The sequence below is a fragment of the Pseudomonas sp. TWI923 genome (genome assembly GCF_039673365.1).
Lineage (GTDB): Bacteria > Pseudomonadota > Gammaproteobacteria > Pseudomonadales > Pseudomonadaceae > Aquipseudomonas > Aquipseudomonas sichuanensis.
Genome location: NZ_JBDJLM010000040.1, coordinates 1 through 25,928 on the forward strand (window position 1 = coordinate 1; position 25,928 = coordinate 25,928).

19 protein-coding genes and 1 pseudogene are annotated in these 25,928 nt (G+C 63.5%); 13 read left to right on the forward strand and 7 right to left on the reverse strand.

Annotation, left to right across the window (positions count from 1 at the left end; translation table 11 throughout):
- The 12 genes and pseudogenes from ABE459_RS15975 to ABE459_RS16030 all read left to right on the forward strand — a co-directional run.
- Positions 1-106 (forward strand): annotated as a pseudogene (locus tag ABE459_RS15975) (tRNA glutamyl-Q(34) synthetase GluQRS); the annotation flags it as partial.
- A 142-nt stretch (positions 107-248) separates the two neighbouring features.
- Complete coding sequence (locus tag ABE459_RS15980) at positions 249-425, forward strand: hypothetical protein (protein WP_003250005.1); 177 nt, start codon at positions 249-251, stop codon at positions 423-425.
- Positions 409-3,387, forward strand: coding sequence for an ATP-binding protein (locus ABE459_RS15985; RefSeq protein ID WP_346648065.1), 2,979 nt, complete (start codon positions 409-411; stop codon positions 3,385-3,387). Before ABE459_RS15980 ends, ABE459_RS15985 begins: the two co-directional genes overlap by 17 nt.
- A gap of 4 nt (positions 3,388-3,391) precedes the next feature.
- Entirely contained in the window at positions 3,392-4,840 is a 1,449-nt protein-coding gene (locus ABE459_RS15990; protein ID WP_125462555.1) for a sigma-54 dependent transcriptional regulator, read from the forward strand.
- Positions 4,841-5,652: 812 nt separating this feature from the next.
- Positions 5,653-7,047, forward strand: coding sequence for a polynucleotide adenylyltransferase PcnB (locus ABE459_RS15995; protein WP_258644610.1), 1,395 nt, complete (start codon positions 5,653-5,655; stop codon positions 7,045-7,047).
- A gap of 2 nt (positions 7,048-7,049) precedes the next feature.
- Entirely contained in the window at positions 7,050-7,529 is a 480-nt protein-coding gene (folK, locus tag ABE459_RS16000; RefSeq protein ID WP_323830363.1) for a 2-amino-4-hydroxy-6-hydroxymethyldihydropteridine diphosphokinase, read from the forward strand.
- 250 nt (positions 7,530-7,779) lie between these two features.
- Entirely contained in the window at positions 7,780-8,580 is an 801-nt protein-coding gene (gene panB, locus ABE459_RS16005) for a 3-methyl-2-oxobutanoate hydroxymethyltransferase (protein WP_125462551.1), read from the forward strand.
- Complete coding sequence (gene panC / locus ABE459_RS16010; protein ID WP_125857410.1) at positions 8,577-9,440, forward strand: pantoate--beta-alanine ligase; 864 nt, start codon at positions 8,577-8,579, stop codon at positions 9,438-9,440. The genes panB and panC overlap by 4 nt, the downstream gene beginning before the upstream one ends.
- A 237-nt stretch (positions 9,441-9,677) precedes the next feature.
- The gene (pgi, locus tag ABE459_RS16015; protein ID WP_258705690.1) at positions 9,678-11,342 is read left to right on the forward strand and encodes a glucose-6-phosphate isomerase; all 1,665 of its coding nucleotides are present in this window, start codon (positions 9,678-9,680) and stop codon (positions 11,340-11,342) included.
- Positions 11,343-11,591: 249 nt separating this feature from the next.
- Entirely contained in the window at positions 11,592-13,526 is a 1,935-nt protein-coding gene (gene acs, locus ABE459_RS16020) for an acetate--CoA ligase (RefSeq protein ID WP_125462548.1), read from the forward strand.
- Between the two features lie 40 nt (positions 13,527-13,566).
- Positions 13,567-14,436, forward strand: coding sequence for an oxygenase MpaB family protein (locus tag ABE459_RS16025; protein ID WP_125462547.1), 870 nt, complete (start codon positions 13,567-13,569; stop codon positions 14,434-14,436).
- A 78-nt stretch (positions 14,437-14,514) separates the two neighbouring features.
- Positions 14,515-17,451 carry a DUF748 domain-containing protein gene (locus tag ABE459_RS16030; RefSeq protein WP_125462546.1) on the forward strand — a complete coding sequence of 979 codons (2,937 nt, stop codon included), beginning with the start codon at positions 14,515-14,517 and terminating at the stop codon, positions 17,449-17,451.
- 207 nt (positions 17,452-17,658) lie between these two features.
- Here the strand turns inward: ABE459_RS16030 and ABE459_RS16035 are convergent, their stop codons facing one another.
- Positions 17,659-18,072, reverse strand: coding sequence for a VOC family protein (locus ABE459_RS16035; protein WP_125462545.1), 414 nt, complete (start codon positions 18,070-18,072; stop codon positions 17,659-17,661).
- Positions 18,073-18,132: 60 nt separating this feature from the next.
- Between ABE459_RS16035 and ABE459_RS16040 the strand changes: the two genes are divergently transcribed.
- Positions 18,133-18,435 carry a putative quinol monooxygenase gene (locus ABE459_RS16040; protein ID WP_110995996.1) on the forward strand — a complete coding sequence of 101 codons (303 nt, stop codon included), beginning with the start codon at positions 18,133-18,135 and terminating at the stop codon, positions 18,433-18,435.
- Between the two features lie 79 nt (positions 18,436-18,514).
- Here the strand turns inward: ABE459_RS16040 and ABE459_RS16045 are convergent, their stop codons facing one another.
- From ABE459_RS16045 to infB, 6 genes are all read right to left on the reverse strand, one after another.
- On the reverse strand, positions 18,515-18,865 hold the full coding sequence (locus tag ABE459_RS16045; protein ID WP_125462544.1) for a BON domain-containing protein: 351 nt from the start codon (positions 18,863-18,865) through the stop codon (positions 18,515-18,517).
- Between the two features lie 295 nt (positions 18,866-19,160).
- Positions 19,161-21,266: a polyribonucleotide nucleotidyltransferase gene (pnp, locus tag ABE459_RS16050; protein WP_125462543.1), complete on the reverse strand. Its 2,106-nt coding sequence runs from the start codon at positions 21,264-21,266 to the stop codon at positions 19,161-19,163.
- Between the two features lie 244 nt (positions 21,267-21,510).
- A complete protein-coding gene (rpsO, locus tag ABE459_RS16055) occupies positions 21,511-21,780 on the reverse strand; it encodes a 30S ribosomal protein S15 (RefSeq protein ID WP_009404303.1) in 270 nt (89 codons plus the stop codon).
- Between the two features lie 149 nt (positions 21,781-21,929).
- Positions 21,930-22,847: a tRNA pseudouridine(55) synthase TruB gene (truB, locus tag ABE459_RS16060; RefSeq protein WP_125462542.1), complete on the reverse strand. Its 918-nt coding sequence runs from the start codon at positions 22,845-22,847 to the stop codon at positions 21,930-21,932.
- Between the two features lie 3 nt (positions 22,848-22,850).
- Positions 22,851-23,249 (reverse strand): 30S ribosome-binding factor RbfA, encoded by a 399-nt coding sequence (gene rbfA, locus ABE459_RS16065; RefSeq protein ID WP_110995210.1) that lies wholly within the window; start codon positions 23,247-23,249, stop codon positions 22,851-22,853.
- Positions 23,250-23,365: 116 nt separating this feature from the next.
- Positions 23,366-25,906 (reverse strand): translation initiation factor IF-2, encoded by a 2,541-nt coding sequence (gene infB / locus ABE459_RS16070; protein ID WP_125857397.1) that lies wholly within the window; start codon positions 25,904-25,906, stop codon positions 23,366-23,368.
- Positions 25,907-25,928: the final 22 nt, after the last annotated feature.

A 25,928-nucleotide genomic window follows, 5' to 3' on the forward strand; every position in this document is an offset into this window, starting at 1 on the left:
GTTCAATATGGGCCTGGCCTATGCCTGCACCTGCTCGCGCAAGCAACTGGAGGGGCATCACGGCATCTACCCGGGCTTTTGCCGCAATGCCGGGCATGCCCGCGATAGGGCCAGAACAAGCGAAACCAAGTTCAAAAGCCCAACAAATTCAAACCCTTGGCTAACCCTACCGATACCCGCTAGCATCGCCTGCGCCATTTTCACCAATAATAAGTCCAAACCCGCAGCGCCCAACCCTCGAGGCCAGCATGTACATCTATCGTTTGGTCCTGCTTCTGGTCGTGGGGATCTACCTGTTCTCCCCGGCCATCATGGACTGGTGGATCGAACCGACCGGAGCCTGGTACCGCCCCTACCTGCTCTGGCTGATCCTCATCGTCGTCACTTTCATCCTGCAGAGCCAACGAGATGCCGATGAGCTTTAGCCTGACCCAGATGATCCTGATCAGCGCCGCCTACCTGCTGGTGCTGTTCGGCGTGGCCTGGATCAGCGAACGCGGGCTGATCCCGCGCTCGGTCATCCGCCACCCGCTGACCTACACCCTGTCGCTGGGCGTCTATGCCAGCGCCTGGGCCTTCTATGGCTCGGTGGGGCTGGCCTACCAGTATGGCTATGGGTTCCTCGCCTGTTACCTGGGGGTGTCCGGCGCATTCCTGCTGGCACCGGTGCTGCTCTACCCGATCCTCAAGATCACCCGCACCTACCAGCTCTCATCGCTGGCCGACCTGCTGGCATTCCGCTTCCGCAGCACCTGGGCCGGCGCGCTGACCACCATCTTCATGCTGATCGGCGTGCTGCCATTACTGGCCCTGCAAATCCAGGCGGTGGCCGACTCCATCAGCATCCTCACCGGCGAGCCGGTCAAGGCGCGGGTGGCATTCGCCTTCTGTGCGCTGATCACCCTCTTCACCATTTTCTTCGGCTCGCGTCATATCGCCACCCGCGAGAAGCACGAGGGCCTGGTGTTCGCCATCGCCTTCGAGTCGGTGATCAAGCTGCTGGCCCTGGGCGGCATCGGCCTATACGCGCTGTACGGCGTGTTCGGCGGCCCGCATGGGCTGGAAGTGTGGCTGCTGCAGAACCAGACCGCCCTCGCCGCCCTGCACACGCCGTTGCAGGAAGGCCCGTGGCGCACCCTGCTGCTGGTATTCTTCGCCTCGGCGATCGTGATGCCGCACATGTACCACATGGCCTTCACCGAGAACCTCAGCCCACGCTCGCTGGTCAGCGCCAGCTGGGGCCTGCCGCTGTTCCTGCTGCTGATGAGCCTGGCCGTGCCGCTGGTGCTGTGGGCCGGCCTGCGCCTGGGCGCCAGCACCAATCCGGAGTACTTCACCCTGGGGCTGGGCATCGCCGCCAACAACCAGGCCCTGGCCTTGCTGGCCTACGTCGGCGGGCTGTCGGCCGCCAGCGGGCTGATCATCGTCACCACCCTGGCGCTGTCGGGCATGGCCCTCAACCATCTGGTGCTGCCGCTGTACCAGCCGCCGGCCGAAGGCAACATCTACCGCTGGCTGAAGTGGACCCGCCGAGCGCTGATCGTCGCCATCATCACCGCCGGCTTCGTCTTCTACCTTACCCAGAACAACCACCAGAGCCTGGCCAACCTCGGCATCGTCGCCTTCGTCGCCACCCTGCAGTTCCTGCCCGGCGTGCTTTCGGTGCTGTACTGGCCGACCGCCAACCGCCGCGGCTTCATCGCCGGCCTGCTGGCCGGCATGCTGGTGTGGATGGTGACCATGCTGCTGCCGCTGTTGGGCAACCTGCAGGGCTTCTACATTCCGTTGCTGGACATGATCTACGTGCTGGACGACACCAGCTGGCACATGGCGGCCATCGCCTCGTTGGCGGCCAACGTCCTGCTGTTCACCCTGATTTCGCTGTTCACCAATGCCAGCAGCGAAGAGGTCAGTGCCGCCGAAGCCTGCGCGGTGGACAACGTGCGTCGCCCGCAACGCCGCGAGCTGCACGCTGCCTCGCCCCAGGAGTTCGCCACCCAGCTTGCCAAGCCACTGGGCGCCAAGGCCGCACAGAAGGAAGTCGAGCAAGCCCTGCGTGACCTTTACCTGCCGTTCGACGAGCGCCGCCCCTACGCCCTGCGTCGCCTGCGCGACCGCATCGAGGCCAACCTCTCCGGCCTGATGGGCCCGAGCGTGGCCCAGGACATGGTCGAGACCTTCCTGCCGTACAAGTCCGGCAACGAAAACTACGTCACCGAAGACATCCACTTCATCGAGAGCCGCCTCGAGGACTACCACTCGCGCCTGACCGGCCTCGCCGCCGAGCTCGACGCCCTGCGCCGCTACCACCGCCAGACCTTGCAGGAGCTGCCCATGGGCGTCTGCTCGCTGGCCAAGGACCAGGAAATCCTGATGTGGAACAAGGCGATGGAAGAACTCACAGGCATCGCCGCCAAGCACGTGGTCGGCTCGCGCCTAGTGACCATTGGCGAACCTTGGCGCGGCCTTTTGCAGGGGTTCATCAACAACGTACCCGACGAGCACCTGCACAAGCAGCGCCTGGCCCTCGATGGCCAGCCACGCTGGCTCAACCTGCACAAGGCGGCCATCGACGAGCCACTGGCACCGGGCAACAGCGGCCTGGTGCTGCTGGTCGAGGACCTCACCGAAACCCAGGCCCTGGAAGACAAGCTGGTGCACTCCGAGCGCCTGGCCAGCATCGGCCGCCTGGCCGCAGGCGTTGCCCACGAAATCGGCAACCCGATCACCGGCATCGCCTGCCTTGCGCAGAACCTGCGTGAAGAGCGCGAGGGCGATGGCGAGATCATCGAGCTGTCCAGCCAGATCCTCGAACAGACCAAGCGCGTGTCGCGCATCGTCCAGTCGCTGATGAGCTTCGCCCATGCCGGCGGCAGCCAGCAGAACAGCGAGGAGCCGGTGTGCCTCGCCGAAGTGGCGCAGGACGCCATTGGTCTGCTGGCGCTGAACCGGCGCAATTTCGAAGTACAGTTCTTCAACCTGTGCGACCCCGACCACTGGGCCGAGGGCGACCCGCAGCGCCTGGCCCAGGTGCTGATCAACCTGCTGTCCAACGCCCGCGACGCCTCCCCGGCCGGCAGTGCCGTACGCGTGCGCAGCGAAGTCAGCGATCACACCGTCGACCTGATCGTCGAGGACGAGGGCAGCGGCATCCCGAAAAGCATCATGGATCGCCTGTTCGAACCCTTCTTCACCACCAAGGACCCAGGCGAGGGAACCGGACTGGGGCTCGCTCTGGTCTATTCCATCGTGGAAGAGCATTATGGGCAAATCACCATCGACAGCCCGGCCGACATCGAGCGCCAACGTGGTACCCGGATCCGCGTGACCCTGCCCCGGCATGTCGTAGCGACGTCCCCTGTAATTCGAGACCGTCGAGAGAATTGAATCAATGCCGCACATTCTGATCGTCGAAGACGAAACCATCATCCGTTCGGCCCTGCGCCGCCTGCTCGAACGCAACCAGTACCAGGTCAGCGAAGCCGGCTCGGTGCAGGAAGCCCAGGAACGCTTCAGCATCGCCACCTTTGACCTGATCGTCAGCGACCTGCGCCTGCCCGGCGCCCCCGGCACCGAGCTGATCAAGCTTGGCCAGGGCACGCCGGTACTGATCATGACCAGCTACGCCAGCCTGCGCTCGGCGGTGGACTCGATGAAAATGGGCGCGGTGGACTACATCGCCAAGCCCTTCGACCACGACGAAATGCTGCAAGCCGTCGCGCGCATCCTGCGCGACCGGCAGAACGCGCCGGCCGCAGCAGCGGTCGCCGAACCGCGGCCCACCAATGGCAAGGCCGGCGCGGACAAGTCCAGCCCCGCAGCCGCCAATGGCGAAATCGGCATCATCGGTTCCTGCGCGCCCATGCAGGACCTGTTCGTCAAGATCCGCAAGGTCGCGCCCACCGACTCCAACGTGCTGATCCAGGGCGAGTCCGGCACCGGCAAGGAGCTGGTCGCCCGCGCCCTGCACAATCTTTCGCGCCGGGCCAAGGCACCGATGATCTCGGTGAACTGCGCGGCGATCCCGGAAACCCTGATCGAATCCGAACTGTTCGGCCACGAGAAAGGGGCGTTCACCGGTGCCAGTGCCGGCCGTGCCGGCCTGGTCGAAGCGGCCGATGGCGGCACCCTGTTCCTCGACGAGATCGGCGAGCTGCCGCTTGAGGCACAAGCCCGCCTGCTGCGCGTACTGCAGGAAGGCGAGATCCGCCGGGTCGGCTCGGTACAGTCGCAAAAGGTCGATGTGCGCCTGATCGCAGCGACCCACCGTGACCTGAAGAACCTGGCCAAGGCCGGTCAGTTCCGTGAAGACCTGTATTACCGCCTGCACGTGATTGCGCTCAAGCTGCCCGCCCTGCGCGAGCGCGGCAGCGACGTCAACGAAATCGCCGACACCTTCCTCGCCCGCCAGAGCGCGCGTATCGGCCGCGACGACCTGCACTTCTCCCACGAAGCCGAACAGGCCATCCGTCACTACAGCTGGCCAGGCAACGTGCGCGAGCTGGAGAACGCCGTGGAGCGCGCGGTGATCCTGAGCGAGAGCGCGGAGATTTCCGCAGACCTGCTGGGCATCGACATCGAGCTCAGCGACCTCGAAGAGGTCGATGGCCTGGCCCACCTGCCCTCCCTGGTCAGCAACGCCGCCAGCAACGCCAGCCACGAGCCCACCGAAGACCTGTCGCTGGAGGACTACTTCCAGCACTTCGTCCTTGAACACCAGGACCACATGACCGAGACGGAACTGGCACGCAAGCTGGGCGTGAGCCGCAAGTGCCTGTGGGAACGTCGCCAGCGCCTGGGCATTCCGCGGCGCAAGAGCAACGCCACCAGCGACAACTGATACACCGTCATACCTATCGCGGGCGGTGCGGCGTCCCGACAAGCCCGCTCCCACGCCTGATGCCCCTACAGGAGCACCTAGCGTGGGAGCGGGCTTGTCGGACCGCCGCACCGCCCGCGATGCTTTTGAGGGAAGCGCGGTAACAGATCAGTTCCCGCAAAAATCTGTTACCTCTGCCCTTCGGCGTAACAGCTCACGAGGCGTACGGTAACGAAATTTCTACATTTGCCCGGCGCGGACAGCCGTCGAAATGGCCAAAACCCCCGGATTCATTGGCCTTTCAAAAGTTGGCACGGCATCTGCTATATGTCTGGTACAAGAACAATAACAAGCACTGCAACTCAGAATAAGAACAAGACGAAACGGCTCACGCACAATAAAAACAAGACGGCGGAGGCGCAGCTAACTGATTCTTTTGGAGAGGAGCTGTGTTTGGGGTTTGCCCCACGATCAGACAGAGAACAACAAAAACTGCACTCAAAAGCAGCACCTGAACTGATTGGATCGAAAGATCAGCATCAACTCGGCGACCAAAGCAATCCGTTTGCTCTTCACCCCTGGTTTAGGGGTCGTTCACAAGCTTCGAGATTTGTGAACAGGGCACTCAACAAAAACAAGAAGCCCAGCAAAAAAATAATAAGAGCACACAACGACTTGGTGGGGAGCTTCGGCTCCCCATTGTCGTTTCTGGGCGTCTGCCACGCCCCTTGGCACGCCGCCTACACCATTCCCCCAGTAAATGCTAGAATCCCCGCCCATCATGCGGCCATTCTCCTATCCTTGGCCGAACATTCCTTCAAACAGTGCATCCCATGCTGAAGAAGCTGTTCCAGTCGTTCCGCCCGCCGGTCCCCGGCCAGCACCACAGGCGCACCACGCCTGAAGTGATCAACAAGAGCCAGCACTCGCTGCAGCGCAGCCAGTTCAGCCGCCATGCCGTGAGCATCGTCGAGCGCCTGCAGGCGGCCGGCTACCAGGCCTATCTGGTCGGTGGCTGCGTGCGCGACCTGATGCTGGGTATCACGCCCAAGGACTTCGACGTCGCCACCAGCGCCACCCCCGAACAGGTGCGCGCCGAGTTCCGCAACGCCCGCATCATTGGCCGGCGCTTCAAGCTGGTTCACGTGCATTTCGGTCGCGAGATCATCGAAGTCGCCACCTTCCGTGCCCCGCACTCGGACGAGGACCAGGCCGACAGCCACCGCTCCTCGCACAATGCCAGCGGCCGCATCCTGCGTGACAACGTGTACGGCACCCTTGAGGAAGACGCGCAGCGCCGCGACTTCACCATCAACGCCCTGTACTACGACCCGGTCAACGAGCGCGTGCTCGATTACGCCAACGGCGTGCACGATGTGCGCAACCGCCTGCTGCGCCTGATCGGCGACCCAACGCACCGCTACCAGGAAGACCCGGTGCGCATGCTGCGCGCCGTGCGCTTCGCCGCCAAGCTGAACTTCGGCATCGAAAAGCACACCGTGCAACCGATCCGCCAGCTGGCCAAGCTGCTGCGCGAGATCCCGCCGGCGCGTTTGTTCGAAGAAACCCTCAAGCTGTTCCTCAACGGCCAGGGCGCGTTGGCCTTCGAGATGCTGGTCGACCTGGAGTTGTTCGAGCCGTTGTTCCCTGCCAGTGCCCATGCCCTGGAAGAGCGCCCGACCTACACCCACACGCTGATCAGCCAGGCCCTGGCCAACACCGACCTGCGCGTCAAGCAGGGCAAGCCGGTCACCCCTGCGTTCCTCTTCGCCGCCCTGCTCTGGCCAGCCCTGCCAGGCCGCGCGCTGCACCTGCAGAGCCAAGGCGTGCCGCCGATCCCGGCCATGAATGGCGCGGCCCACGACCTGATCGCCGAGCAGTGCCAACGCATTGCCATCCCCAAGCGTTTCACCCTGCCGATCCGCGAGATCTGGGACATGCAGGAGCGCCTGCCACGGCGCAGTGGCAAACGCGCCGACATGCTGCTCGACAACCCGCGTTTCCGCGCCGGCTACGATTTCCTGCTGCTGCGTGAAAGCGCAGGCGAGGAAACCGATGGTCTGGGCCAATGGTGGACCGACTACCAGGACGCCAATGACAGCCAGCGCCGCGACATGATTCGCGAACTGGGCAACCGCGACGACGGTGCCAGCACAGGCGCAGGCCCGCGCAAGCGCAAGCGCAGCCCCAGCAAACGCAAGCGTGACGACGACCAGGCGTGGGACTGAGCATGAATACCCGCGCTTACATCGGCCTGGGCAGCAACCTCGACGAACCCGCCGAGCAGCTGCGCAGCGCCCTGCAGGCGCTGGATGTGCTGGCCGATACGCGCCTGGCAGCGGCTTCGGCGCTGTACACCAGCGACTCGTTGCTGCCCGGCCAGCCGCGCTACACCAATGCCGTGGCGGCCATCGATACACGGCTGGCGCCGCTTGACCTGCTCGACGCCCTGCAAGCCATCGAGAACGACCAGGGCCGGGTCCGCCAGGAACGCTGGGGGCCGCGCACCCTCGACCTGGACATGCTGCTGTTCGGTGACCAGCTCATCGACGTGCCGCGCCTGAAAGTACCGCATTACCACATGCACGCCCGCCCCTTCGTGCTCTACCCGCTCGCCGAGCTGGTCGACGCCGACTTCCGCCTCGCCGATGGCCGCAGCCTGCAGCAAATGCTTCAGGATTGCCCGTTCGTCGGCCTGGAACGCCTGTAAAACGGGCGTTTCAGACGGCGGTAACGCCAGTAACACCCACCGCGTAACAATGCGGTAACACGGGTCATTGACTTCCCCCACCTCGCTCACGACTATAGGCGTCCCGCGGCGCCACTATGCCGCAATCACCCATTTAGGCCCGGACGGACCTGTGCCCGAACATCACAGACGATGATGTGCCGCTCCGCTTGATGAATACACGCGTTGTACGCAGTTGTCTTTCACAGCGCCTGAACGAGGATGCCCCTACATGCCTGAAGTAACCCTGACCACCCTGCATGGCCTGAAGGCCAAGGGTGAAAAAATCACCATGCTGACCTGCTATGACGCAACCTTCGCCAAGGCCGCAAGCCAGGCCGGCGTGGAAATCCTGCTGGTGGGCGACTCCCTGGGAATGGTCCTGCAAGGGCATGACAGCACCCTGCCCGTCAGCAACGACGACATGGCCTACCACACCGCCTGCGTCAAACGCGGCAACGACGGCGCGCTGATCCTCAGCGACCTGCCCTTCATGGCCCATGCCACCCCTGAGCTGGCGTTCAGCAATGCCGCCCAGTTGATGCGCGCCGGCGCCCACATGGTCAAGATCGAAGGCGCCGCCTGGCTGGCCGAGACCATCCGCCTGCTGGCCGAACGCGGCGTGCCGGTGTGCGCGCACATGGGCCTCACGCCACAGACCGTCAACGTGCTCGGCGGCTACAAGGTCCAAGGCCGCCAGGAAGCCCAGGCGCGGCAGATGCGCGCCGATGCCATCGCTCTGGAGCAAGCCGGCGCCGCCATGCTGCTGCTCGAATGCGTGCCCAGCGAGCTGGCCGCAGAGATCACCCAGGCAGTGGCCATTCCGGTGATCGGTATCGGTGCCGGTAGCGCCACCGATGGCCAGGTGCTGGTGCTGCACGACATGCTCGGCCTGTCCCTCAGCGGCCGCGTGCCGAAGTTCGTGAAGAACTTCATGGCCGGCCAGCCGGACATCGACAGCGCGTTCAAAGCCTATGTGCAAGCCGTGAAAGACGTCAGTTTCCCCGCCAGTGAACATGGGTTCAGCGCATGAATACCGTCAAGACCGTCCTTGAACTGCGCGCCGCCGTGGCCCGTGCCCGTGGCGAGGGCAAGCGCATCGCGTTCGTGCCGACCATGGGCAACCTGCACAGCGGCCACGCCGCGTTGGTGACCAAGGCCGCCCAGCGCGCCGACTTCGTGGTTGCCAGCATCTTCGTCAACCCGCTGCAGTTCGGTGCCGGCGAAGACCTGGACAAATACCCCCGCACCCTCGCCGCCGATCAGGAAAAACTGCTCCAAGCGGGCTGCCACCTGCTGTTCACCCCCACCGTCGAGGAGATGTACCCCGATGGCATGGCCGTGCAGACCCGGGTCAGCGTGCCGCAGTTGTCCGAAGGCCTGTGCGGTGCCAGCCGCCCCGGGCACTTCGAAGGCGTGGCGACCGTGGTCAGCAAGCTGTTCAACATGGTCCAGCCCGACCTTGCCGTGTTCGGTGAGAAGGACTTCCAGCAACTGGCGGTGATCCGCGCCATGGTTCGCGACCTGAACATGCCGATCCAGATCCTTGGCGAGCCGACCGTGCGCGCCGAGGATGGCCTGGCGCTGTCGTCGCGCAATGGTTACCTGAGCGCCGAGCAGCGCGCGGCGGCACCTGCGCTGTATCGCACCCTTAGCGGCATGGCAGAGGCCATTCGCCGTGGCCAGCGTGATTTCGCGGCGCTGATCGCTGAAGGGCAGGCGCAACTCGAAGCGGCGGGGTTCCGTAAGGACTACCTGGAAGTACGCCATGCACTGACCCTGCGCCCGGCACAGGTCGATGACCGTGACCTGGTAGTGATTGCGGCGGCGTACATGGGTAACACCCGGTTGATCGACAACCTGTACCTGCACCTGGAAGCGACGACCGCCTGACCCAGCTTTAACCAATTGATTTATAGAGGTTCCGTGGGAGCGGGCTTGCCCCGCGACGGATGGCACCGGCTGCGCCGGTATCGCGGGGCAAGCCCGCTCCCACGGAATCAGAATATTTCATTCACCGCCCCCGCCCCCCCATTCCCGCTTTGCGACCAATGCCTATAATGAGCAGCTTGCAACTGGCAAAGATCGCCAGTGTCATAGCCTGACCATGCACCAAGGAAACCATCCGCAATGGCGTATTACCGTACTCCCCACGATGTGACGGCGCTGCCCGCCTGGCAGGCGCTTCAGCAACACCGCGACGCCATGCAGGGCTTCAGCATGCGCGAAGCCTTCGCCGCCGACGGCAAGCGCTTCGAACAGTTTTCCCTGAGCTGTTGCGGGTTGTTCCTCGACTACTCGAAGAACCTCATCAACGAGCAGACCCGCGAACTGCTGGTGAACCTGGCCAACGAAGTCGAACTGGGCGACGCCATCAAGTCGATGTTCAGCGGCGAAATCATCAACGGCTCGGAAGGCCGCCCGGTGCTGCACACCGCGCTGCGCCGCCCGGTCGGCGACAAGCTCAGCGTCAACGGCGCCAACGTGATGCCGGAAGTGCACAAGGTGCTGAACCAGATCACCGAGCTGGTCGGCCGCATCCACGACGGCCTGTGGCGCGGCTACAGCGAAAAACCGATCACCGACGTGGTCAACATCGGCATCGGCGGCTCGTTCCTCGGCCCGGAACTGGTCTCCGAGGCCCTGCTGCCCTATGCCCAGCGCGGTGTCCGTTGCCACTACCTGGCCAACATCGATGGCAGCGAATTCCATGAACTGTCGGCCAACCTGCGCGCCGAGACCACCCTGTTCATCGTCTCGTCGAAGTCGTTCAACACCCTCGAAACCCTGAAGAACGCCATGGCCGCCCGCACCTGGTACCTGGCCCAGGGTGGTTCGGAAGCCGAGCTGTACCGCCACTTCATCGCCGTGTCGAGCAACAAGGCCGCCGCCGTGGCCTTTGGCATCCGCGAAGAGAACATCTTCCCGATGTGGGACTGGGTCGGCGGGCGTTACTCGCTGTGGTCGGCCATCGGCCTGCCGATCGCCCTGGCCATCGGCACCGCCAACTTCAAGGAGCTGCTGTCCGGCGCCTACACCATGGACCAGCACTTCCAGACCGCGCCGTTCGACAAGAACATGCCGGTGCTGCTGGCCCTGCTGGGCGTGTGGTACGGCAACTTCTGGGGCGCCAAGAGCCACGCGATCCTGCCGTACGACCACTACCTGCGCAACATCACCAAGCACCTGCAGCAGCTGGACATGGAGTCCAACGGCAAGAGCGTGCTGACCGACGGCGCCCCGGTGAAAACCGATACCGGCCCGGTGATCTGGGGCGGCGTGGGCTGCAACGGCCAGCACGCCTACCACCAGTTGCTGCACCAGGGCACCCAGATGATCCCGGCCGACTTCATCGTGCCGGTGGTGAGCTTCAACCCGGTGGCCGACCATCACCAGTGGCTGTATGCCAACTGCCTGTCGCAGAGCCAGGCGCTGATGCTCGGCAAGACCCGCGAGGAGGCCGAAGCCGAACTGCGCGCCAAAGGCCTCAACGAAGCCGATATCGCCAAGCTCGCCCCACACAAGGTGATCCCGGGCAACCGCCCGAGCAATACCCTGGTGGTCGAGCGCATCAGCCCGCGCCGGCTTGGCGCGCTGGTGGCCATGTACGAGCACAAGGTCTTCGTGCAGAGCGTGATCTGGGGTATCAACGCCTTCGACCAGTGGGGCGTGGAGCTGGGCAAGGAGCTGGGCAAGGGCGTGTATCAGCGCCTGGTCGGCAGCCTCGAAGAAAGCGCCGAGGATGGCTCTACCCAGGGCCTGATCAACTACTTCCGCGGCCGTCATCGCGGTTGATGTCTAGCTGATATACGACCGCTCTCACAGGCCTGCAAATAACTCGCGGATTTGCACGGGCCTGTGGGAGCGGCTTCAGCCGCGAACACCGGCGAAGCCGGTGCCATCCACCGCGCCGCCTGCTTCGCAGCTAAAGCCGCTCCCACAGATCGCACGATTTCCGCGCCTCCAGGAACACCCCCACCTTCTACACTGTCCATCGAATAGCCGCCGCAGTCCCACTCCCCTACAAGAGCAGGACCACCCGCCATGTTCGATATCCGCAACTACCCCCAGGCCCTGGCCGTCTGCCAGGCCGCCGAATTGACCGACGACGACTACCGCCGCCTCTACCGCCAGTCGGTGGAAAACCCCGACACTTTCTGGGCCGAACAGGCCAAACGCCTGGACTGGATCAAGCCCTGGGCCAGCGTGCAGCAATGCGACCTGAAAACCGGCACGGCGCGCTGGTTCGACGGCGGCCAGCTCAACGTCTCCTACAACTGCATCGATCGCCACCTGGCCCAGCGCGGCGAGCAGACGGCTTTGCTGTGGGAAGGCGACGACCCGAACGACAGCAAGGCCATCAGCTACCGCGAACTGCACCGCCAGGTCTGCCGCCTGGCCAATGCGCTCAAAGCACGCGGGGTAAAGAAAGGCGACCGCGTGTGCCTGTACATGCCGATGATCCCCGAAGCCGCCTACGCCATGCTCGCCTGCACACGCATCGGCGCCATCCACTCGGTGGTGTTCGGCGGTTTCTCGCCCGACGCCCTGCGTGACCGCATCCTCGACGCCGACTGCCGCACCGTGATCACGGCCGACGAAGGGGTCCGTGGCGGCAAACGCATACCGCTCAAACAGAACGTCGACAAAGCCCTGGCCAACTGCCCCAATGTCAGCAGCGTGCTGGTGGTGCGCCGCACCGGGGGCGATGTGGCCTGGAGCGACGGCCGTGACCTCTGGTACCACGAGGCCACCGCAAAGGCCGGCGATGACTGCCCACCCGAACCCATGGCTGCCGAAGACCCGCTGTTCATCCTCTACACCTCCGGCAGCACCGGCAAACCCAAGGGCGTGCTGCACAGCACCGCCGGCTACCTGCTGCAGGCCACGATGACCTTCAAGCTGGTGTTCGATTACCGCGACGGCGAGGTGTTCTGGTGCACCGCCGATGTCGGCTGGGTAACCGGCCACAGCTACATCGTCTACGGCCCGCTGGCCAACGGGGCGATCTCGCTGATGTTCGAGGGCGTGCCCAACTACCCCGACACCTCGCGCTTCTGGCAGGTGGTGGACAAGCACCGGGTGAATATCTTCTATACCGCGCCCACCGCCCTGCGCGCCTTGATGCGCGAAGGCTCGGGCCCCTTGCAAGGCACCTCGCGCCAGAGCCTGCGCCTGCTCGGCAGCGTCGGCGAACCGATCAACCCCGAAGCCTGGGAGTGGTATTTCGAGGCGGTCGGGCAACAGCGCTGCCCCATCGTCGACACCTGGTGGCAGACCGAGACTGGCGGCATCATGCTCACCCCTCTCCCCGGCACCCAGCGCCTCAAGCCCGGCTGCGCCACCCAGCCCATGTTCGGCGTGCAACCTGTATTACTGGACGAAAAAGGCAAGCTCATCGAAGGCCCCGGCGCCGGGCTGCTGGCGATCAAGGCCAGTTGGCCAGGGCAGATCCGCAGTGTCTATGGCGACCATCAGCGCATGGTCGACACCTACTTCAAACCCCTGCCCGGCTATTACTTCACCGGCGACGGCGCCCGCCGCGACGCCGATGGCGACTACTGGATCACCGGGCGCATCGACGATGTGATCAATGTCTCCGGCCACCGCATCGGCACTGCCGAGGTCGAGAGCGCGCTGGTGCTGCACGACAGTGTCGCCGAGGCCGCGGTGGTGGGTTACCCGCACGACCTCAAGGGCCAGGGCGTGTATGCCTTCGTCACCCCCATGAATGGGGTCACCCCGGACGATGCACTCAAGGCCGAGCTGCTGGCGCTGGTCAGCAAGGAAATCGGCAGTTTCGCCAAGCCAGAGCTGATCCAGTGGGCCCCGGCTCTGCCCAAGACCCGCTCAGGCAAGATCATGCGGCGTATACTGCGCAAGATCGCCTGCAACGAACTGGACAACCTGGGAGATACCTCCACCCTCGCCGACCCGAGCGTGGTCCAGGGCCTGATCGACAAGCGCCTCAACCAGTAATCCGCGGCCCGGGCAGGGCTGCCCTGCCCGCAAGGTCGCCATGGAAGCCCTACGCCGCCGCATCGAAACCCAGGTCATGAGCCTTACCGGGCTGGCCCTCGGCCAGCTCGACCTGGAATCACCCAAAGGCGACCCAGGGCTGTTCGGCCCTCAGAGCATCAGCTGGCAGGTGCACGGCGACTTCCCGAGCATGCTGGTGGGTGGCATCAGTGCGTTGATGCTGCAGCTGCTGCACCCACTGGCACTGGCGGGCGTGTGGGACCATTCGAACTTTCGCGAAGACCTGCTCGGCCGCCTGCGCCGTACCAGCCAGTTCATCTCCGGCACCACGTTCGGCTCGACCCGCGACGCCGAGTGGCTCATCGACAAGGTACGCACCATCCATCTCAAGGTGGTCGGCACCGCCGCGGACGGGCGCCCTTATGCCGCCAGCGACCCCGACCTGTTGACCTGGGTGCATGTGGCCGAAGTGAGCAGCTTTCTCGCCGCCCATCTGCGCTACCGCAACCCCGACCTGCCCCGTGCCGATCAGGACGCCTACTACAACGAGATCGCCCTGATCGCCGAGCGCCTGGGGGCCCGCGACGTGCCGCGCTCCTGCAGCCAGGTCGAGGACTACCTGCAACGCATGCGCCCACAGCTGCTCTGTGATGCCCGCAGCCTGGAAGTGATCGACATCCTGTTCAAGGCGCCGGCGCCCAGCCGCATGGCCGAGCCGGTGGGCAAACTGATGCTTAAAGCGGGAGCGGACCTGCTGCCAGGCTGGGCCCAGCAGATGCTAGGCCTGCAGCAAGGCCCGCTGGCCAGGCGCCTGATCCGCCTGGGCCTGGCCAACACCGCCCCGGTGCTGCGCTGGGCCATGCGCGACGGTTCGGCCCACCGCGCAAGGCGGCGCATGGGGATTGAATGAGGTGTTTTCCGACCCCGGCGGAACCTGTTGAACGTGCCATACTCCAAGCACTCCAGCCTGCTACAGACGAAGCGACACATGCACAAAGGATTGACTCGCGCCTTCGGCGCATTGCTGGCCCTGGTGGCCCTGTACAGCCTGCTCGGCTTCCTGATTCTCCCCGGCATCGCACTGCGCATTGCCAACCAGCAGTTGGCGCAGCACGCCACCGTGCCGGCGCACCTGCAGCGCATCGAACTCAACCCGTTCAGCCTCGAGCTGACGCTGTGGGGCCTGCAGCTCGGTGAGCCCGGCAAGGAGCAGGTCGGTTTCGAACGGCTGTACGCCAACCTGGCACTCGACAGCCTGTGGACCAAGGCCCTGCACCTGGAAGCCGTCGAGCTGGACAAGCCGCGCACCGAGCTGCTGTTCGCCAAGGATGGCAGCCTCAACCTGACCCAGCTATTCAAGCTGCCACCCAGCGAGCCAAAAGCCGAAGAGCCGCCCAGCGACCCCTTCCCGCTGCGCATCGGCAGCATCAAGCTCAGCGAAGGCTACCTGCACTTCGAGGACCAGCGCCCCAGCGAGCCGATCGAGTTCATCTACGACTCGATGAACCTGGAGCTCAAGAACCTCAGTACCCTGCCTGACGACAACGCCGACATGACCCTGGTGGCCAACGGCCCCAACGGCGGGCGTATCGATTGGAGCGGTACCCTGAGCCTTGCGCCGATCGCCTCCGAAGGCACGCTGAAAGTCACCGACGGCAAGATGAAAGCGTTCTGGCCCTACGTACGCGACGCTGTGCCCCTGGTGCTGGAAGACGGCGTCATCAGCCTCGACACCCATTACAAGCTCAGCCTGGCCAAAGAGACCGAGCTGTTGCTGGACCAAACCGCCGTGCGCATTGCGCCGTTCGCCATCAAGGCCCCCGACGGCCGACAGCTGGCGCGCCTGGCCAGCCTGGAGGTCAGCGAAACGTCCATCGACCTGGCCAAGCAGTTGGTGACAGTCGGCAAGATCCGCAGCGAAAAACTCGAAACCTGGGCGGCACTGGAGAAGGATGGCCAGCTCGACTGGCAGAAGCTGTTCGCCAGCCAGCCGGCCAAGGCTACCCCCAAGGAAAAAGCCGAGCCTGCCGCCGCCGAACCCACCGACAAGGAAAAGGCCGCCAAGGCGCCGAGCAAGCCCTGGCAGGTGTTGCTCAAGGACGTACAGGCGCGCAACTACATGATCCATCTGGCCGACCGCAGCCAGAAGGAGCCTGTGGCACTGGACGTGGGCCCGCTCAACCTCGACCTGCAGAACTTCGACAGCCTCAACCAGTCGCCCTTCACCCTCAAGCTCGATACCGGCGTGGGCAAGCAGGGCAAGCTGCAGGCCGCCGGCGTTGTCAATCTGGCACCGATCACCGCCAAGCTCGATGTGGCCACCCGCGACATCGACCTGCGCGTGGCCCAGGCCTACATCAGCCCGTTCATTCGCCTGGAACTGCGCAGCGGCATGCTGTCCAGCGACCTAAAAGTGAACCTGAAGAGCACCGAGCCGCTGGCGTTCGACGTTGGCGGCAAGGCCCAGGTCAACCAGCTGCACACTCTGGACACCATCAAGAACCGTGACTTCGTCAAATGGCAGCAGGTCAACGTCGATGGCCTGTCCTATGTGCATGGCGACGCCCTGTCGATCGACAAGGTGACCCTGCTGCAACCCTACGCCCGCTTCATCATCAACGAAGACCGCACCACCAACGTGAGTGACCTGCTGATCCCGCAACCCGCCGGGGCGCCTGCGGCCTCCCAGGGCAAGCCTGCCACTGCCGGCAGCAGCAAGCCGCTGGGCATCCGCATCGGCCAGATCAGCATCAACGACGGCTCGGCCAACTTCGCCGACCTGACCCTGACCCCCAACTTCGCCACCGCCGTGCAACAGCTCAACGGCCAGATCGGCACCCTCGACAACCGCAAGCCGCAACCGGCCAAGGTGGACATCAAGGGCAAGGTCGACCGTTACGCGCCGGTGACCATCAAGGGCGCGCTCAACCCGTTCAACCCGTTGGCCAGCCTGGATATCGCCACCAGCTTCAAGCGTGTCGAACTGACCACCCTGACTCCCTACTCGGGCAAGTTCGCGGGCTTCCGCATCCGCAAGGGGCGCCTGAACCTCGACCTGCATTACCTGATCACCAACGGCCAGCTGAAAGCCGAGAACAAGCTGGTGGTCGAGCAACTGCAGCTGGGCGAGAAGGTCGACAGCCCGGACGCGGTGGACCTGCCGATCCGCCTGGCAGTGGCGCTGCTCAAGGATACCGAGGGCAAGATCTCCATCGAACTGCCGATCTCCGGCGACCTCAACAACCCGCAGTTCAGCGTGATGCCGATCGTCTGGCAGACCTTGCGCAACCTGGTGCTGCGCGCCGCCCAGGCGCCGTTCAAGTTCATCGGCGGGTTGGTCTCTGGCGGTGGTGCGGAAGATCTGGGCAATGTCTCGTTCGCCGCAGGTTCAAGCGAGCTCAGCAGCGACGCCCAGGCCTCGCTGGACAAACTGGCCTCTGCGCTCAAGGCACGCCCGGAGCTGCGCCTGGAGATCGAAGGTACCGCCGCCCAGGGCAGCGATGGCCCGCTGATCGCCCAGCAGCGCCTGGAGCGCGAATACCAGGCCACCTGGTACAAAGTACTGCAGCGCCGTGGCGACAAGGTGCCGGCCAACCCGTCACTGCTGGTGGTTGATGACAGCGACAAGCCGCCCATGCTCGAAGGTATCTACCGCACCCGGCTGAAGCAGCAACCGCCCGCCGAGTGGGAAAAGCTCGGTCGTGATGAGCGCACCGCCAAGCTGCGCGAGGCAGTGATCAAGTCCTGGGCCGAGAGTGCCCCGCTGCTGCGTACCCTCGGCCAGGAACGGGCGAGCAGTATCAAGGACTACCTGGTGGACAAAGGGCAGCTCGAAGATGACCGGGTGTACTTCATCGACGCATCCCTCGGCCAGGCCGAGAGTGATGGCCGGGTGGTAACGCCGCTGCATCTGGATGCCGAGTAACTCGGCATACGCCCATACCGCTTGATGAGGCCTGTGCTGGGCTCATCGCTGGCAAGCCAGCTCCCACAGGGATCGCGTGATCGTCAAGGTCAGCGCCGTACCTGTGGGAGCCGGCTTGGCGGCGATGAGGCCGACAGCCACAGCACAGGTAAGTCGCTCCCAGCGGCGCAGGATCAGCCACACCTGCGATCGCCATAAATCAAACACTCAAACCAACCGCTGCCCCGACACCGACGGGTGATACAGCGGCTGTACCTTGTTCCCCGCCGGGTCCAGCAAATGGAAGCTGCGCGCACCGTCGCCGTGGTTGAACGGGCGGTCGAGCAAGGTCACGCCATGGGCCTTGAAGTACTGGTACCAGGCCTCCAGCTCCTCCACGCTGTCGACGATGAAGCCATAGTGATCCAGGGTTTGCAGGCCATTGGCAGCACCTGCGCCTCGCCCCAACGAGAGGTTGTCGTTACCGCAGGTGAGATAGACCAGGTCCTCGTTGGCGCGATTGAGTACTTCCATACCCAGCACATCGACATAGAAGCGCTCGCACTCCTCCAGATTGGGCACCAGCAGGGCAATGTGGCGCAGGCCGTTGAGTCGGCCCGGGCGAGCAGGTAGATCGGTCATGGTCAGGACTCCATTTTTGTATACAATTCGAGTGCGAATTTAAAACAAAAGGAAGCGCCTGTGTATAGCCTGTTTATCAAGACGCGCGTGAAGCCCGGTACGACCGAAGCCTTTCTCAGCGCCATCAAAGCCAATGCGGCTGCCTCGGTAGCTACCGAGCCAGGCTGCCTGGTGTTCGATGTGTCGGTGGACCGCGAAGACCCGCAGGTGATCTACCTGTACGAGATCTACCGCGACGACGCGGCCTACGAGGCCCATACCCAGACCGCGCACTTTCGCGACAGCCGGCCATTGGTGGAGCCGCTGATCCTGGAGCAGGTGTGTTTCGAGAGTGATGTGATCGCCCGCAATCCCGGGGTCTGATGAATAAGCAAAAGCCCCGGCAGGTGCCGGGGCTTTTGCTTGAAAGGTGGCCAATTCCCTTTGGCCGACGGGACATCCCTTATTCGGACTTCAGGCCATCAGCCGAGACGGCCTGTACACCCTTGATTTTCTTGGCGATGGCGATCGCCATCTCTTTTTGCGCATCGGTAATTGCCGTCTCGGACGACAACGACACAACGCCTTTGTTGGTTTCGACCTTGATATCGCTGCCCGGCACGCCTTTCTCGGTCATCAGGTCAGCCTTCACCTTGGTGGTGATCCAGGTATCGGAGGTAGCTTCCTTGGCTTTGGTCACCTCACCGGCCGCAAGCGTCATCGGGGCCTGGGTGGACTGGGCAGCAAACGCCGCGTTAGCCATGGTCAGGGTCAGCGCGGTAGCAGTAGCGGCAGCAATGGCGAATTTCTTCATGAGGGTCACTCCTGTTTTTCGAAAGGTCTGCGCCGTGGTTCCTGGCGTCAGGTAAGAGTGATGTTGCAGGGGCTGTGCCAGGTTTTCGCCTTTTTAATAGTCCTTATAAATCAGTAGCTTACCGAAACAGCATGCTGAAATGGATCGTGCAATTTGCAAGTATGAGGATATTGTTGAATGCAAGTTGCAAGCTCGCCGCAGGCGCCAGTTGCCAGCCTCCCTGAAGTTCGACGAACATGATCGACGCCCATAAAAAAAGGACCCCGAAGGGTCCTTCTTTCCAGCATCGAAATGCTCAGACGCCCGATGCCTTGGCAGCGGCAACGTCTTTGATCGACAGCTTGATACGGCCGCGGTTGTCCACGTCCAGTACCAGAACTTCGACTTCCTGGCCTTCCTTCAGGATGTCGGTGACCTTCTCTACACGCGCATCGCTGAGCATGGAGATGTGCACCAGGCCGTCCTTGCCCGGCAGGATGTTGACGAAGGCGCCGAAGTCGACGATACGCTCGACCTTACCGACATAGATCTTGCCGATTTCGGCTTCTGCGGTAATGCCCAGGATGCGCTGCTTGGCAGCTTCAGCCGCTTCCTTGGTTTCGCCGAAGATCTTGATCGAACCGTCGTCTTCGATGTCGATCGAAGCCTTGGTTTCTTCACAGATGCCGCGGATGGTGGCGCCGCCTTTACCGATGACGTCACGGATCTTGTCGGTGTCGATCTTCATCGCGATCATGGTCGGTGCGTTGGCCGACAGCTCGGTGCGCGACTGGCCAATGATCTGGTTCATCTGGCCGAGGATGTTCAGGCGCGCTTCCAGGGCCTGGCCCAGGGCGATTTCCATGATCTCTTCGGTGATGCCGTTGATCTTGATGTCCATCTGCAGCGCGGTAACACCTTTGGCGGTACCGGCTACCTTGAAGTCCATGTCGCCCAGGTGGTCTTCGTCACCCAGGATGTCGGTCAGAATGGCGAACTTCTCGCCTTCCTTGACCAGGCCCATGGCGATACCGGCCACCGGTGCCTTCATCGGCACACCAGCGTCCATCAGGGCCAGGGAAGCGCCACAGACCGAAGCCATGGAGCTGGAGCCGTTGGACTCGGTGATTTCCGATACGACGCGGATGGTGTACGGGAACACGTCAGCGGCCGGCAGCATGGCCTGGACCGAACGACGGGCCAGACGGCCGTGACCGATTTCGCGACGGCCAGCACCGCCCATGCGACCACACTCGCCTACCGAGAACGGTGGGAAGTTGTAGTGCAGCATGAAGGGGTCTTTCTTCTCGCCTTCGAGGGTGTCCAGCAGCTGGGCGTCACGCGCGGTGCCGAGGGTGGCAACCACCAGGGCCTGGGTTTCGCCACGGGTGAACAGGGCCGAACCGTGGGTCTTCGGCAGTACGCCGACTTCGATGTTCAGCGGGCGCACGGTCTTGGTGTCGCGGCCGTCGATACGTGGCTTGCCGTTGACGATGTTCTCGCGAACGGTGCGGTATTCGATCTCGCCGAAGATGTCTTTGACTTCACCGGCCGATGGCTGGCCTTCTTCACCGGAGAACTTGGCAACCGCCTGGTCGCGCAGCTCGCCCAGGCGCGCGTAACGGTCGGCCTTGACGGTGATGGTGTAGCCCTGGGAGACCGCCTCGCCGAACTCGGCGCGGATGGCGTTGAACAGCTCGGTGTTGGCAACGGCCGGTTTCCAGTCCCAGGTCGGCTTGGCGGCTTCGGCAGCCAGCTCTTTGACAGCCTTGATCACGGCCTGGAATTCGTCGTGGGCGAACAGCACGGCGCCCAGCATCTGGTCTTCGGTCAGCTCTTTGGCTTCCGATTCAACCATCAGTACGGCATCGGCGGTACCGGCTACGACCATGTCCAGGCTCGAAGCGGCCTGCTGCTCGTAGGTCGGGTTCAGCAGGTAGCCGGTGCTTTCGTGGAAGGCAACGCGGGCGGCGCCGATCGGGCCTTCGAACGGAATGCCGGAAATGGCCAGGGCAGCCGAGGTACCGATCATCGCAGCGATGTCCGGATCGGTCTTCTTGCTGGTGGAAACCACGGTGCAGACGACCTGCACTTCGTTCATGAAACCTTCTGGGAACAGCGGGCGGATCGGGCGGTCGATCAGGCGCGAAGTCAGGGTTTCTTTTTCGGATGGGCGGCCTTCACGCTTGAAGAAACCACCTGGGATCTTGCCAGCGGCGTAGGTCTTTTCCTGGTAGTGCACGGACAGCGGGAAGAAGCCCTTGCTCGGGTCTGCCTGCTTGGCACCGACCACGGTCACCAGCACGGTGACATCGTTGTCGACGGTGACCAGCACAGCGCCGGTGGCCTGACGGGCAATGCGGCCCGTTTCGAGGGTAACGGTCGATTGACCGAACTGGAATTGCTTGATTACCGGGTTCACGGTTTCCTACCTTTTTCAGTGGCTCTGGGGGAACTGGTTTCTTGCGAATTCTTGGGCAGAACAGGGAATCGGCCCCATTGACCGTCCAGATACAACACGAGGCTGGGAGCCTGGCGCCGAGCGGAAATCCCGCTCGGCATTGCCAGGCTGCCAACCTCGAAGATACGCATGGCGTGCCCAACGGAAACGCTGCCAGGCAGCGTTGCCGATGAGTCCGCCATGCACACCACTGACCAGGCCGCTATTAGCGACGCAGGCCCAGGCGACCGATCAGGGCGCTGTAACGAGTGGTGTCTTTGCCCTTCAGGTAGTCCAGCAGCTTACGACGCTGGTTAACCATACGGATCAGGCCACGACGCGAGTGGTGGTCTTTGCCGTTGGCCTTGAAGTGGCCTTGCAGCTTGTTGATGTTCGCGGTCAGCAGAGCAACCTGAACTTCCGGGCTACCAGTATCGCCAGCAGCTTGCTGGTAGTCGGCAACGATTTGAGCTTTTTCTTCAACGCTGAGGGCCATGTGGCTTCTCCTGATAAACGGATCCCGCAAGCGGGGTCCAATAGGCCAGGGACTTGATCCCTGTATTAATAAAAAAGGTGTGACCGTGCCTACTGACAGCCACCCTTGTATCCGCAGGCTTTAGCCGAAGCCTGGGCCTGCGGTTCCGGTCATTCCGACCGAATCAGCCGACGCGGCGCCACGCGCCCGTCTTCGCTCACTTCACCGATACCGATGAAGCGACCGTTGTGATCCTGTACGCGGACCATGCCGAACTGCGGCGCATCCGGGGCACGTACGGCCTGGCCATGCAGCCAGTAGAACGCACTGTGCTCGGAAAGGCTCAACAGCGGCCAGTCCTGCAACCCGCTGTCGGACGGCATGAGGAAGCGATCGAGCGCTTCGTTGCCACCTTCGGCGTGGGCCTGTTCGAGCTCCTCGAGGGTCACGGTCTGTGCCAGTGCGAAGGGCCCGGCCTGGGTCCTGCGCAGTTCGGCGACATAGGCGCCGCAGCCAAGTGCCTCGCCAATATCCTCCACCAGGGTACGGATATAGGTGCCTTTGCTGCATCCTACGCTCAGCCGTGCACGGGTGCCTTCGCACTCGAGCAACTCCAAGCGGCCAATAGTAACAGAACGCGCCTCGCGCTCCACTACCTCTCCTGCACGTGCCAGCTTGTAAAGCGGCTGGCCGTCACGCTTGAGCGCCGAGTACATCGGCGGTATCTGGCTGATCGGGCCGCGAAAACGCGGCAGCACGGCCTCGATGTCGGCGCGACCGACGGTCACCTCACGGGTCTGCAGGACTTCGCCCTCGGCATCACCGGTGTTGGTAGTCTGCCCCATTTGCATGACCGTTTCGTAGCCCTTGTCGGACTCGAGCAGGTACTGCGAGAACTTGGTCGCTTCACCGAAGCACAGCGGCAGCACGCCGCTGGCCAGTGGGTCGAGGCTGCCGGTGTGGCCGGCCTTCTCGGCATTGAGCAACCAGCGGACCTTCTGCAACGCGGCGTTGGAGGTGAACCCCAGCGGCTTGTCGAGCAGGATGATGCCGCTGACGTTGCGGCGGATACGTTTGACCTGGGCCACCGCTTACTCCTTGGCGCCCGGCTCGTCGGCATCCTTGTGCAGACGGTCTTCGGCGACCGCCCGCTCGATCAGTGCCGACAGGTGCACGCCACGGCTGACGCTTTCATCGAAGTGGAAATGCAGTTGCGGCACGCTGCGCAGCTGCATCGAGCGGCCCAGGTGCAGGCGCAGGAAGCTGGCGGCACTGTTGAGGGCCTTGAGCGACTGCTGCACTGCGTCCGGGGTTTCTTCACCCATGACGGTGATGAAGACCTTGGCATGGCCCACGTCGCGGCTGACGTCGACGGCGGTGATGGTCACCAGGCCCACGCGTGGGTCCTTGACTTCGCGGCGGATCAGTTCGGCCAGCTCGCGCTGCATCTGATCGCCGATACGTTGGGTACGGCTGTATTCTTTTGCCATTTTTGCTACCTGTTTCTAAAGCGGCAAACGCCCGGTTCAGACACAAGCCTGACCGGGCGCTACCTGCAGAGGCGCTGCCAACCGCCGTACGACGGGGGTTGGCAGCGGGCTCGCCCTTAAAGGGTACGAGCCACCTGGACTTTCTCGAAGACTTCGATCTTGTCGCCGACCTTGACGTCGTTGTAGCTCTTGACGCCAATACCGCACTCCATGCCGTTACGCACTTCGGAAGCATCGTCCTTGAAGCGACGCAGCGATTCCAGCTCGCCTTCGAAGATCACAACGTCGTCGCGCAGTACGCGGATCGGACGGTTGCGGTACACGGTACCCTCGATGACCATACAGCCAGCGATGGCGCCGAACTTCGGCGAACGGAACACGTCACGCACTTCGGCGACACCCAGGATGTTCTCGCGAACATCGCTGCCGAGCATGCCGGTCAGGGCTTTCTTGACGTCTTCGATGATGTCGTAGATCACGTTGTAGTAACGCATATCCAGACCTTCCTGCTCGACGATCCGGCGCGCACCGGCATCGGCACGCACGTTGAAGCCGAACAGCACCGCGTTCGAGGCCAGTGCCAGGTTGGCGTCGCTCTCGGTGATACCACCGACGCCGCCACCGATCACACGCACCTGAACTTCGTCGTTGCCCAGGCCGCCGAGCGAGCCCTGCAGCGCTTCCAGGGAGCCACGCACATCGGTCTTGAGGACGATGTTGAGGGTCTTCTTCTCTTCCTGACCCATGGTCTCGAAGATGTTTTCCAGCTTGCCGGCGTGAGCACGAGCCAGCTTGACCTCACGGAACTTGCCTTGACGGAACAGGGCAACTTCACGGGCTTTCTTCTCGTCGGCCACCACGGACATTTCGTCACCAGCGTCCGGAGTGCCATCCAGGCCGAGGATCTCGACCGGGATCGACGGGCCGGCTTCCTTCACAGGCTTGCCGTTCTCGTCGAGCATGGCACGCACGCGGCCATAGTTGGAGCCGACCAGGACCATGTCGCCCTGACGCAGGGTGCCGTCCTGAACCAGGATGGTGGCAACCGGGCCACGGCCTTTGTCCAGACGCGATTCAACCACGACACCGCGACCTGGAGCCGTCGGGGTGGCGGTCAGTTCGAGAATCTCGGCCTGCAGCAGTACGGCTTCGAGCAGTTCGTCGACACCGGTACCCATCTTCGCCGACACCTTGACGAACGGAGTGTCACCACCCCAGTCCTCGGAGGTGACGCCTTCGACGGCCAGCTCGTTGCGGATGCGATCGAGGTCGGCACCCGGCTTGTCGATCTTGTTCACGGCAACCACCAGCGGCACGCCAGCAGCCTTGGCATGCTGAACGGCTTCGCGGGTCTGCGGCATCACGCCGTCGTCCGCCGCCACCACCAGGATGACGATGTCGGTGGCCTTGGCACCACGGGCACGCATCTGAGTAAACGCAGCGTGGCCTGGGGTGTCGAGGAAGGTGACCATGCCACGGTCGGTTTCGACGTGGTAGGCACCGATGTGCTGGGTGATGCCACCGGCTTCGCCAGCAGCAACTTTGGCACGACGGATGTAGTCGAGCAGCGAGGTCTTACCATGGTCAACGTGACCCATGACGGTAACGACCGGCGCGCGCGATTCAACTTCACCTTCGAACTTCAGCGATTCGGCCAGGGAGTCTTCCAGGGCGGTATCGCTGACCAGGGTGACCTTGTGACCCAGCTCTTCTGCTACCAGCTGAGCGGTTTCCTGGTCGAGCACCTGGTTGATGGTGACCGGAGTGCCCATCTTGAACATGAACTTGACGACTTCAGCACCTTTGACCGACATGCGCTGGGCCAGGTCCGAAACCGTGATGGTCTCGCCGATGGTCACGTCACGGATGACGGGGCCGGACGGGCTCTGGAAGCCATGCTGGTTGCGCTTCTTGCCTTTGCTCTTGCCACCGCGACCACGACGGAAACCATCGCTTTCTTCTTCGGTGGTGCGTGGCGCGGCGCGTGGAGTCGGAGCCTTTTCCTTCTCCTTGACCTTGACCTTGACCGACATGCGCGGCGCTTCGCCACGGCCGGCAGCAGCTGGGCCACCACCACGACGATCGTCATCACGGCTGCGGCTTTCGTTGCGACGGGTCTCGTCTTTCTTGCGCTCGGCAGCACGTGCGGCGGCGTCTTCGGACACCGGCGCATTGGCCACTACCGGGGCAGCAACAGCGGCAGGCTCGGCCTTGGCTACCGGGGCAGCGGCCGGGGCTTCGGCGGCCTGACGGCGTGCCTGCTCCTCGTTGCGCTGACGCACTTCGGCTTCGACCTTCTCGCGAGCGGCGTTTTCAGCCGCGCGGCGCTCTTCCTGCTCGCGCTTCTGCTCAGCCTGGATCTCTTCCGGGCTGCGCTGCACGAATACTTTCTTCTTGCGTACTTCTACGCTGATGCTCTTGCTACCGGCGACACGCAGGGTGCTGGTGGTTTTGCGCTGCAAGGTAATCTTGCGCGGCTCTTCCGCCTTGCTCTTGTGGCTGCTTTTCAAATGAGTCAGCAGGGTCTGCTTCTCATTGTCGGTCACTACCTGACCGGCGTCGGTGTGCGGCAGACCTGCCTCACGCATCTGCTGCAGCAGGCGCTCTACCGGTGCCTCGACCTCTTGGGCCAGTTCTTTCACCGTGACTTGCGTCATGCACTTCTCTCCTCAGGCCGCG

Bases quoted from the DNA above. Each gene is read 5' to 3' on its own strand.
- ABE459_RS15980 (WP_003250005.1), top strand. From the start codon at position 249: ATGTACATCTATCGTTTGGTCCTGCTTCTGGTCGTGGGGATCTACCTG.
- ABE459_RS15985 (WP_346648065.1), top strand. From the start codon at position 409: ATGCCGATGAGCTTTAGCCTGACCCAGATGATCCTGATCAGCGCCGCC.
- ABE459_RS15990 (WP_125462555.1), top strand. From the start codon at position 3,392: ATGCCGCACATTCTGATCGTCGAAGACGAAACCATCATCCGTTCGGCC.
- ABE459_RS15995 (WP_258644610.1), top strand. From the start codon at position 5,653: ATGCTGAAGAAGCTGTTCCAGTCGTTCCGCCCGCCGGTCCCCGGCCAG.
- folK (WP_323830363.1), top strand. From the start codon at position 7,050: ATGAATACCCGCGCTTACATCGGCCTGGGCAGCAACCTCGACGAACCC.
- panB (WP_125462551.1), top strand. From the start codon at position 7,780: ATGCCTGAAGTAACCCTGACCACCCTGCATGGCCTGAAGGCCAAGGGT.
- panC (WP_125857410.1), top strand. From the start codon at position 8,577: ATGAATACCGTCAAGACCGTCCTTGAACTGCGCGCCGCCGTGGCCCGT.
- pgi (WP_258705690.1), top strand. From the start codon at position 9,678: ATGGCGTATTACCGTACTCCCCACGATGTGACGGCGCTGCCCGCCTGG.
- acs (WP_125462548.1), top strand. From the start codon at position 11,592: ATGTTCGATATCCGCAACTACCCCCAGGCCCTGGCCGTCTGCCAGGCC.
- ABE459_RS16025 (WP_125462547.1), top strand. From the start codon at position 13,567: ATGGAAGCCCTACGCCGCCGCATCGAAACCCAGGTCATGAGCCTTACC.
- ABE459_RS16030 (WP_125462546.1), top strand. From the start codon at position 14,515: ATGCACAAAGGATTGACTCGCGCCTTCGGCGCATTGCTGGCCCTGGTG.
- ABE459_RS16035 (WP_125462545.1), bottom strand. From the start codon at position 18,072: ATGACCGATCTACCTGCTCGCCCGGGCCGACTCAACGGCCTGCGCCAC.
- ABE459_RS16045 (WP_125462544.1), bottom strand. From the start codon at position 18,865: ATGAAGAAATTCGCCATTGCTGCCGCTACTGCTACCGCGCTGACCCTG.
- rpsO (WP_009404303.1), bottom strand. From the start codon at position 21,780: ATGGCCCTCAGCGTTGAAGAAAAAGCTCAAATCGTTGCCGACTACCAG.
- rbfA (WP_110995210.1), bottom strand. From the start codon at position 23,249: ATGGCAAAAGAATACAGCCGTACCCAACGTATCGGCGATCAGATGCAG.
- infB (WP_125857397.1), bottom strand. From the start codon at position 25,906: ATGACGCAAGTCACGGTGAAAGAACTGGCCCAAGAGGTCGAGGCACCG.